Origin of the sequence: Collinsella sp. CLA-AP-H1 (assembly GCF_040092945.1) — a bacterium.
Lineage (GTDB): Bacteria > Actinomycetota > Coriobacteriia > Coriobacteriales > Coriobacteriaceae > Collinsella.
In genome coordinates this window covers 1-1,546 of record NZ_JBBNKO010000034.1, presented here as the reverse complement: position 1 = coordinate 1,546, position 1,546 = coordinate 1, and the positions used below count along the sequence as shown (strand labels likewise).

Sequence of the window (1,546 nt, the reverse complement as noted above, 5' to 3'; positions counted from 1 at the left end):
CCCCATTACAGTTTGAGCCGTCCGAAAGGGCGGCTCTTTTCCGTTGCACGGTTATACGATTGAGCCGTACCGGTGGTCGCTGGCCGACCGCCCCGGACGGCCGTCAGCCCCTGCCCCGTAGAGGGCCCGGGACGTGTTGCCGCCGGGGCGGGAGGGGCCGCGGGGAACGACTGATAGAGATGTGCCGGGCCCGGACCGGGCCACGGCGGGGTAATGTGGGTGTCGCTTCCGCGGCTAACGGCCGGCTCAAGGGAGAGGATACACCATGCCTGCAGCAGAGACGCCCGTGGCCTACCTGGGGATCGACGTCGGGAAGAGCTCGCACAGCGCGTGCGCGCTCGATGCGGGAGGGGGCGTCGCCTTCAGGGCCGAGCTGGCAAACAGGCCCGACGACATCGACCGGCTGCTCGAGCGGGCCGGCTCCGGCGCGCTGGTCGTCGTCGACCAGAAGCGAAACATCGGCGCACTGGTCCTCGCGCGCGCCCATGCGCACGGGAACCCCTGCGCCTACCTGCCCGGATATGCCGAGAAGCAGGCCCGCGGGATGTTCCCCGGCATCGCGAAGACCGACGCCATCGACGCCGAGGTGATCGCGCGCACCGCGCTCGGCGTGCCCCGCGCCCTCAGGCCGGCGCCCGAGGAGCCCGAGGGGACCGCCTCGCTGCGGATCCTGTCGTCGCAGCGCGAGTTTGCGTCGTCCGCCAGGACCCGCGCGAAGAACAGGCTGCGCGCGACCCTGCTCGAGGCCGACCCCGCGCTCGAGGGCGCGGTCGACCCGTCGAGCCGCTGGCAGGTGTCGATGCTGGCCGAGTTCGGCGGGGCCGCCGGGTGCTCGGCCGCCGGCTGGCGCAGGTTCTCGAACGCCGCCAGGCGCGCGGGCGCCCCCGCGGCGGGGGCCAGGAGGCTCTGGGAGGCGCTGCTGGCCTCGTCGCGCTCGGGAAGGCGGCTCCCGGCCGGCGAGGACGTCGCGGTCCGGATACTCGCCCGGGAGATAGCCTCCCTCGACGCCGACATCGAGGAACTCGACTCGCTCGTGGCCGACTCGCTGGCGGGCGACGAGGTCTACGAGTGCCTCCTCACGGTGCCCGGGATCGGCCCCAAGACCGCCGCGGCGCTGGTGACGTCGATCGACATATCCGCGTTCAGGGGGCACGACGAGCTCGCGAGCTATTGCGGCGTGGCGCCGTCAGACAGGCGCTCCGGGAGCAGCATCAGGTCGACGTCGCCTCAGCACGGCGGGAACAGGCGGCTCAAGAACCTGCTCATATTCAGCTGCAACTCCCTCATCGGCACGGACAACAGGTTCGGGAGGTACTACGGGGAGTGCAGGGCGAGGGGGATGAGGCACAGCAAGGCGCTGAAGGCGGTCGCGAGGAAGAGGCTCAAGGTCATCTACGCGATCATGCGCGACGCCGTCCCGTACGCGGCCTAGCGGGCGGCGGGATCAACCGAAGAGGAAACCAAGCGGGGGCGCCAGATGCCCGGATGCGTCATGCCGAAATGGCGCGAAGCACGCGGTTGACAAAACTATAGAGACACGTCCCAG

1 protein-coding gene is annotated in these 1,546 nt (G+C 70.7%); it reads left to right on the top strand.

The window, feature by feature from the left end; translation table 11 throughout:
* Positions 1 to 265: 265 nt before the first annotated feature.
* Positions 266 to 1,432, top strand: a complete 1,167-nt coding sequence (locus AAAV44_RS09765) for an IS110 family transposase (RefSeq protein WP_225093809.1) — start codon at positions 266 to 268, stop codon at positions 1,430 to 1,432.
* Positions 1,433 to 1,546 lie beyond the last annotated feature (114 nt).